The following is an 8,455-nucleotide window of genomic DNA, read 5'->3' as shown; positions in this document are numbered from 1 at the left end:
CAACGCCCACTTCCGAATAATCCTCAAAAATCCCATGTCTATCACTCCTGACGCCCCCGACTGCTTTGCGCAGGGGCAAGGTTGCACATGGGTCAATTCTCAATGACAATTTCTGCTGTTGCCGGGTCAGTTCTCAGTGACAATCAACAGTTAAACAGCTACGGTGGGTTGGTCTTCCCGCTCATCGCCTCTGCTACAGCCACATTTCTGTTTCGCCAATTCTTCCTGACAATTCCGGATGAGCTGGCCGAAGCTGCCCGTGTCGATGGCGCAAGTCCAATGCGGTTCTTTTGGGATATCGTCGTTCCCATGAGCCGGACCAATGTCGCAGCCCTTTTCGTGATTCTATTCATCTATGGGTGGAACCAATATCTGTGGCCCCTTCTCATCACAACCGATCCGGAAATGAACACCATCGTCATGGGGATTAAACAGATGTTCCCATCAGGCGATGATGTCGCTGATTGGCCCGTGATTATGGCGACCTCTATTCTTGCAATGATCCCTCCGGTGATTGTTGTGATCAGCATGCAACGGCTGTTTATCCGCGGCCTCGTCGATAGCGAGAAATAAGATATGGCAACGGTTTCCCTCAAGGACGTCAAGAAAAGTTTTGGCGCGACCGATGTGATCCACGGAATCACAACCGACATCGAAGATGGCGAATTCATCGTCATTGTCGGACCATCTGGCTGCGGGAAATCAACCTTGCTGCGCATCGTTGCCGGGTTAGAGACCTTGACTGCCGGTGACATCTTGATCGGTGGCGAACGGGCAAATAACAAGGAACCAATGGATCGCGACATTGCGATGGTGTTTCAGAACTATGCCCTTTATCCGCATATGTCGGTGCGTCAAAATATGGGATATGGGCTAAAAATTGCCAAAATGCCAAAGGCTCAGATCGACTCAAAGGTCGTTGCGGCTGCCCAATTGTTGCAACTCGAATCCCTGCTTGACCGCAAACCAAAGCAACTGTCGGGTGGGCAACGCCAGCGCGTCGCGATGGGGCGCGCGATTGTGCGTGAACCGGCCGTGTTCCTGTTTGATGAACCGCTTTCGAACCTTGATGCAAAACTAAGGGTTCAGATGCGGCTTGAAATCAAGGAACTGCAATCAAAGCTGGGCATCACCTCGCTTTATGTCACACATGATCAGGTGGAGGCGATGACCATGGCCGACCGCATGATTGTGATGAACGCAGGCGCCGTTGAACAGATTGGCACGCCGCTTGACGTGTACGAACCCCCCCGCACGCTATTCGCCGCACAGTTCATCAGAAGCCCTGCAATGAACATTGTGACGGCTGAGGTGAAGGGCGGTAAACTTGTGTTTCAGGGGCAAACCGTCGCCGATACGACTGGTGCAGATGGACCCGTAAAGCTGGGGGTAAGGCCCGAACATCTCATACCGGATGAGAACGGGCCGCTGCGCGTCACGATAAGGTTGGCAGAACCACTTGGCGCAAATACCCTGTTGCATGGCGTAATCGAAGGCTCGGACATTGGGTTCACCGTTAGTCTGCAAGGGGTGCATCAATTGAAACCCGCCAGCGATACACAGAGCTTTCGAATAGAGCCGGGCAAGGCCCATATTTTTGAGGTGGGATCAGGCCTGCGTCGCGCCGCGAAAACTGACTAGGAACGGGCGACTATCCGTGCTGCGCTTCCGCCTTGCATGACGCGTTTCCATGTCCGCAAACAATGGAAGCAGCAGGCCGCACTATCAGAGCGTTGGCCTGGTGGTGACGCGCACGAAAATTGAAACCGCGCAAACCTACATCCGTAGCCCATTGTCGCGTGCACGATCCTCTATCGCACGCCCCATAGCCTGAATTCGTGTGCAATTCATACGCCGCTGATAATACACTATCAGATCCTCCCGTCGCGGCTGCGGCAGCATATGAAACACAGTTTTGAAACTGCGTTCGATGTTCTGCGCATTCACAGAGCCACCCCTGAAGCTCACAGGACGCTGACCCAACAGTCTTGTTGTGATCCGCGCCAATGCGGCAAAGATTCTGCAAACTGCGCGAATAACCATTGTCTGTCCGCCTGATCTAAGTGCTTCGATAAGCATACCCGACCAACATGGCGACAATTTGGCCGATAGCTGCTTCAGCCCACGGCTCTGCAAAGCACTTATCGCTTCCGCGCCGCGCGTCTGGGGCAAAGCGTGTTTGGCCATTACCGCTTAGTGCGCCCGTGGAAAGCCTTCGGGAACCATTCGCAATGTCGCATCTGCGCGCCGCGTGCTGAGCCCTGCGGATATAATGTCGCAATGGGTTTAGTTGATAGGCAATGCCTATCTAAACATGGATCATAAATATTGATTTCTGAATGATTAGCGGATGCAATGGACGCTGTAATCGGACAAGGCACCGCCATGACACTCGCCACGCCCCACCCCACCGAAACAGAGATTTCTGCGATTATAGAGGCGCATCTGCCGCTTGAAGGTCCACTTTTGCCGATGCTGCACGCATTGCAGGAGGCCTTCGGCCATGTGCCAGCCGCAGCGCACGCCGCGATTTGCGATACTCTGAACATCACCAAGGCAGAGTTACACGGCGTAATCAGCTTCTACCATGATTTCCGAGACGCACCCGCAGGGCGGCATGTGGTCAAGATTTGTCGTGCGGAAGCGTGTCAGGCGATGGGCGGCGCGGCGTTGGCGGAAAACCTGCTGGCTAAGCTGGGGCTGGATTGGCACGGCACCACCCGAAACGGCGTGGTCACGATAGAACCCGTCTATTGCCTGGGCCTATGCGCCTGCGCGCCCGCCGCGATGGTCGATGACCGGGTCGTGGGGCGGGTCGATGCCGCGAAACTCGACAAGCTGCTGGCGGAGGCGGGCGCATGAAAATTTACGTCCCGATGGACAGCGCCGCCAAGGCGCTTGGCGCTGAAGATGTTGTTGCCGCGCTGCGCGCAGCGGCCCCCGACGCGCGGATCATCCGCACCGGCACGCGCGGCATGATCTGGCTGGAACCGCTGGTCGAGGTCGAGATTGACGGGGTACGCCACGGATATGGCCCTGCGGATGCGGGCGATGTGGCGGGCATTCTGGACGGCACCAGCCCAAAGGCGCTTGGCCCGGTCGAGGATCTGGACTGGATGAAACGTCAGACCCGGCTGACCTTCGCGCGCGTGGGCGTCATCGACCCGCTGTCATTGGAGGATTATGAAGCGCATGGCGGGCTTGCGGGCCTGCGCCGCGCGATTGCCATGACCGGCCAGCAAATCGTGGATGAGGTGAAGGCCTCTGGCCTGCGCGGACGCGGCGGCGCGGGTTTCCCGACCGGCATCAAGTGGCAGACCGTGCATGACGCGGACGGCCCCCAGAAATACATCGTTTGCAACGCCGATGAGGGTGACAGCGGCACCTTCGCTGACCGTATGGTTATGGAAGGCGATCCGTTCACCCTGATCGAGGGCATGGCGATTGCGGGCTTGGGCGTGGGCGCGACGCGCGGCTATGTCTACCTGCGCTCGGAATATCCTGACGCGATCACGGTGATGCGCCGCGCGGTTGAGATTGCGCGCCAAGCGAGCGTTTTGGGTGCCGATGTATTGGGATCGGGCCGCGCGTTTGACATGGAAATCCGTGTCGGCGCAGGCGCCTATGTCTGCGGCGAGGAAACCTCGCTGCTGAACTCGCTGGAGGGCAAGCGCGGCGTGGTGCGCGCAAAGCCCCCGCTGCCCGCGCTGGAGGGCTTTCTGGGCCGCCCGACCGTGGTGAACAACGTGATCTCGCTCGCGACCGTGCCGGTCATCTTTGAGCGCGGCGCGCAATTCTATGCCGATTTCGGGCTGGGCCGCTCACGCGGGACTGTGACGCTGCAAATAGCCGGGAACGTCGCGCGCGGCGGGTTGTTTGAAACGGCGTTTGGCATTTCGCTGGACGAGGTGGTGAACGACCTTGGCGGCGGCACGGCAACCGGCCACCCGGTGAAAGCCGTGCAGGTCGGCGGGCCGCTGGGATCTTATCTGCCAGTGTCAAAACTTGGGGCACAACTGGGCTACGAGGAATTGGATTCCGAGGGCGGCTTGCTGGGTCATGCCGGTCTGGTCGTGTTTGACGACCGCACCGATATGCTGGGCATGGCGCGCTTCGCGATGGAATTCTGCGCCGTGGAATCCTGCGGCAAATGCACGCCGTGCCGTATTGGCGCGGTGCGCGGGGTCGAAACCATTGACCGCATCGCGCAGGGCGACCCTGCGGCCATCCCGCTGCTGACAGACCTGTGCGCCACAATGAAAGACGGCTCGCTCTGCGCGCTGGGGGGCTTCACGCCGCTGCCTGTCATGTCGGCACTGACGCATTTCCCAGACGATTTCGCCCGCGCGAAGGCGGCTGCGGAATGAGCCCTTATCCGGCATGCGCGGGGGCGTTGCCCCCACACCCCCAGAGTATTTTTGGCAAGATGAAGCAAAGGGCGGCACAATGAAAGATTTCATCATCCCCCCGATGGACTGGAAAGACGAGCGCGACATGGGCACTCCTGCGAAGCAGGGCGCGCCGGTGACGCTGTCGATTGACGGGTTCGAGGTTACGGTGCCCGAAGGCACATCCGTGATGCGCGCGGCGGCAGAAGCCGGCATTCAGGTGCCGAAGCTCTGTGCGACAGACAGCCTGGAGGCGTTCGGGTCGTGCCGCTTGTGCGTGGTTGAGATTGAAGGGCGTCGCGGGACACCCGCATCCTGCACAACACCGGTCGCGCCCGGTATGGTCGTGCGCACGCAATCCGACAGTGTGCGCAAAATCCGCAAGGGCGTGATGGAGCTGTATATCAGCGACCACCCGCTGGATTGCCTGACCTGCTCAGCCAATGGCGATTGCGAATTGCAGGACATGGCGGGCGCCGTGGGCCTGCGCGATGTGCGTTATACCGCGCCGACAGGCGGCATAGCCACGCATTTCGCACCCCGCAACACATCTGGCGAGACGAACCCCGAATGGCGGCCCAAGGACGACAGCAACCCGTATTTCAGCTATGATCCGGCGAAATGCATTGTCTGCAATCGCTGCGTGCGCGCCTGCGAGGAAGTGCAAGGCACCTTTGCGCTGACCATCGAAGGGCGCGGCTTTGACAGCCGCGTGTCCTTTGGCGCGAAAACCGACGACGCGCTTGCGTCCGACTGCGTGTCTTGCGGGGCCTGCGTGCAGGCCTGCCCAACCGCGACGCTGCAAGAGAAATCCGTGATCGAGATGGGCACGCCGGATCGGTCCGTCGTGACCACCTGCGCCTATTGCGGCGTGGGCTGTTCGTTCAAGGCAGAGATGCAGGGCGACCAGCTTGTGCGCATGGTGCCCTACAAGCACGGCAAGGCGAATCGCGGCCATAGCTGCGTGAAGGGGCGCTTTGCCTATGGCTATGCCAGCCACAAGGACCGCATTCTGAACCCGATGATCCGTGACCGGATTTCAGACCCATGGCGTGAAGTGTCATGGGATGAAGCGCTGGGATTCGCCGCCACCAAGATGCGCGGGATTCAGGCCGAATACGGGCAGAAATCCATCGGGGTCATTACCTCCAGCCGTTGCACCAATGAAGAAACCTACCTTGTGCAAAAGCTGGCCCGTGCGGTGTTCGGCAATAACAACACCGATACCTGCGCACGCGTGTGCCATTCGCCCACCGGCTATGGGCTTGGTCAGACCTTCGGCACCAGCGCGGGCACGCAAGACTTTGACAGCGTGGAACACACAGATGTGGTGATCGTGATCGGCGCGAACCCGACTGACGGGCACCCGGTTTTTGCCAGCCGGTTGAAAAAACGTCTGCGCGCGGGCGCAAAGCTGATCGTGATCGACCCGCGCCGGATTGATCTGGTGAAATCGGCCCATGTGAAAGCCTCGCATCACCTGCCCCTGCGCCCCGGCACCAATGTGGCTGTGGTCACGGCACTGGCGCATGTCATCGTCACCGAAGGGCTGATGGATGAAGCGTTCATCCGCGAGCGTTGCGACTGGGACGAATTTCAGGACTACGCCGCATTCGTCAGCGACCCACGCCACGCGCCCGAAGCAACCGAGATGCTAACCGGGGTGCCGGCCGCAGACTTGCGCGAGGCAGCAAAGCTGTTTGCCACCGGCGGCAATGGCGCGATCTACTATGGGCTTGGCGTAACCGAGCATAGCCAAGGCTCCACCACCGTCATGTCGATTGCCAACCTTGCCATGCTGACCGGCAATCTGGGCCGCCCCGGCGTGGGTGTGAACCCATTGCGCGGGCAAAACAATGTGCAGGGCGCCTGCGACATGGGGTCATTCCCGCATGAATTGCCGGGCTACCGCCATGTCAAGAATGACGACGTGCGCGATCTGTTCAAGTCGGTTTGGGGGGTCGAGATTGACGCCGAACCGGGCCTGCGCATTCCCAACATGCTGGATGCCGCCGTGGATGGCACATTCAAGGGGCTGTATTGCCAAGGCGAGGACATTCTGCAATCCGACCCCGACACCAAACATGTCGCGGCGGGTCTGGCGGCGATGGAGTGTGTCATCGTCCACGACCTGTTCCTGAACGAGACCGCGAATTACGCGCATGTGTTCCTGCCGGGGTCTACCTTCTTGGAGAAGGATGGCACGTTTACCAATGCCGAACGCCGCATCAACCGCGTGCGCGAGGTGATGAAACCCCGCAATGGCTATGCAGACTGGGAAATTACCCAGATGCTGGCCAACAAGATGGGCGCCAACTGGTCCTACATGCACCCCAGCCAGATCATGGATGAGATCGCGCTGACCACGCCCTCTTTCGCCGGTGTCAGCTACACGGTGCTGGAAGAGAAAGGCTCTGTGCAGTGGCCCTGCAACGAAGCGCACCCCGATGGGACACCGCTGATGCATGTCGATGGTTTCGTGCGCGGCAAGGGGCGGTTTATCGTGACGGAATATGTGGCCACGGATGAAAAGACCGGTCCACGCTTTCCGCTGCTGCTGACCACGGGGCGCATTCTGTCGCAATACAATGTCGGCGCGCAGACGCGGCGGACAGAAAACGTGGTCTGGCATGAGCAAGACTTGCTGGAAATTCACCCGCATGATGCCGAAAACCGGGGGCTGAATGACGGCGATTACGTGAGACTCGCCTCGCGCTCGGGCGAGACGACCCTGCGTGCAAAGATCACCGACCGCGTCAGCCCCGGTGTGGTGTATACCACCTTCCACCACCCCGACACGCAGGCCAATGTCATAACCACCGATTATTCCGACTGGGCCACGAACTGCCCCGAATACAAGGTAACGGCGGTGCAGGTCAGCCCCTCGAACGGGCCAAGCGTGTGGCAGGAAGATTATGCCGCACAGGCCGCGCAGGCACGCCGCATTCTTCCGGCGGCAGAGTGATGGCCGCGCGCGTCCATATCAGCCAGCCCGGCCTGTCGGTCCAGCCTGACCGGGCCGTGGCAGTGCATCGCACATTACCCGAAGAAGTCGCGGTGGCGATGGTATTCGACGGGTCGAGCGCTGCGGTTATGATGGCCACGCCCGCAGATGTGCAGGATTTGGCACTGGGTTTTGCGCTGTCCGAAGGCATTGTCACCGCGCCTGACCAGTTAGACGGGTTTGAATTGGCAGAGCACCCAAACGGACTGGAAGCGCGCTTCTGGCTGCGCGAGGACCGGGCAGACGCCTTGGCAGAACGCCGCCGTTTCATGGCCGGTCCGGTTGGGTGTGGGCTGTGCGGGATAGACAGCCTGGACGCCGCCGCGCGCGACCTGCCGTCCGTGGGCGACGGGCCACGTTTTACCCGTGCCGAGGTTGCCCGCGCCACCGACATGTTGCGCGACCAGCAACCCTTGCACGACCAGACCCGCGCGACCCATGCCGCAGGGTTCCTGCTGCCGGGCGCCGGCATCGTGCTGGTGCGTGAAGATGTTGGCCGGCATAACGCGCTCGACAAGCTGATCGGGGCGCTGGCGCGGCAAGGGATCGACCCTGCTACGGGTGCCGTGGTGATGACCAGCCGCCTGTCGGTTGAACTGGTGCAGAAATGCGCGATAGCTGGCATCTCTACCCTGATCGCCGTTTCGGCCCCAACCGCCCATGCGTTGCGGCTGGCCCAAGGCGCAGGCATGACGCTGGCAGCCTTTGCCCGTGGCGGGGCGTTTGACCTGTATTCCCACCCTCACCGTGTTACTGAAAAGGTCTCCGATGTCGCCTGAAAAGATGGTCCGTATGGCCAACCAGATCGCCACCTTCTTCAAGACACAGCCGAAAGAGGACGCGCCCGCGCGTGTTGCGGCCCATATCACGGATTACTGGGAACCACGGATGCGCGCGCAGTTGCGCGATTATGTCGAGGAAGGGGGCGAGGGTCTTGATGAGATCGTCGTCAAGGCCGCGCGCCTTACCTAGCCGCAGGCCGGTTGGGGTTTCTGCGGTCCGGCCGGGTCGGTATTTCCGATCATACTACGGCCTTACCCAAGCCCCGGACAGGCACGACACA

6 protein-coding genes and 1 pseudogene are annotated in these 8,455 nt (G+C 60.3%); all 7 read left to right on the top strand.

Annotation, left to right across the window (positions count from 1 at the left end; translation table 11 throughout):
* Nucleotides 1-129: 129 nt before the first annotated feature.
* Nucleotides 130-573 (top strand): annotated as a pseudogene (locus M3N55_RS15040) (ABC transporter permease subunit); the annotation flags it as partial.
* 3 nt (nt 574-576) lie between these two features.
* Nucleotides 577-1,641, top strand: coding sequence for an ABC transporter ATP-binding protein (locus M3N55_RS15035; protein ID WP_249060619.1), 1,065 nt, complete (start codon nt 577-579; stop codon nt 1,639-1,641).
* A 744-nt stretch (nt 1,642-2,385) separates the two neighbouring features.
* Nucleotides 2,386-2,862: a formate dehydrogenase subunit gamma gene (locus M3N55_RS15030; protein ID WP_249060621.1), complete on the top strand. Its 477-nt coding sequence runs from the start codon at nt 2,386-2,388 to the stop codon at nt 2,860-2,862.
* Entirely contained in the window at nt 2,859-4,367 is a 1,509-nt protein-coding gene (locus tag M3N55_RS15025; RefSeq protein WP_249060618.1) for an NADH-ubiquinone oxidoreductase-F iron-sulfur binding region domain-containing protein, read from the top strand. The genes M3N55_RS15030 and M3N55_RS15025 overlap by 4 nt, the downstream gene beginning before the upstream one ends.
* Before the next feature lie 79 nt (nt 4,368-4,446).
* Complete coding sequence (gene fdhF / locus M3N55_RS15020) at nt 4,447-7,353, top strand: formate dehydrogenase subunit alpha (protein ID WP_249060616.1); 2,907 nt, start codon at nt 4,447-4,449, stop codon at nt 7,351-7,353.
* Nucleotides 7,353-8,171: a formate dehydrogenase accessory sulfurtransferase FdhD gene (gene fdhD / locus M3N55_RS15015; protein ID WP_249060614.1), complete on the top strand. Its 819-nt coding sequence runs from the start codon at nt 7,353-7,355 to the stop codon at nt 8,169-8,171. Before fdhF ends, fdhD begins: the two co-directional genes overlap by 1 nt.
* Nucleotides 8,161-8,364, top strand: coding sequence for a formate dehydrogenase subunit delta (locus M3N55_RS15010; protein WP_249060612.1), 204 nt, complete (start codon nt 8,161-8,163; stop codon nt 8,362-8,364). Before fdhD ends, M3N55_RS15010 begins: the two co-directional genes overlap by 11 nt.
* Nucleotides 8,365-8,455 lie beyond the last annotated feature (91 nt).

The sequence above is a fragment of the Roseinatronobacter domitianus genome (assembly GCF_023336755.1).
In the GTDB taxonomy this organism is placed as follows: Bacteria; Pseudomonadota; Alphaproteobacteria; order Rhodobacterales; family Rhodobacteraceae; genus Roseinatronobacter; species Roseinatronobacter domitianus.
The sequence above is the reverse complement of the archived record's forward strand: the minus strand, read 5'-3'. Positions and strand labels throughout refer to the sequence as shown.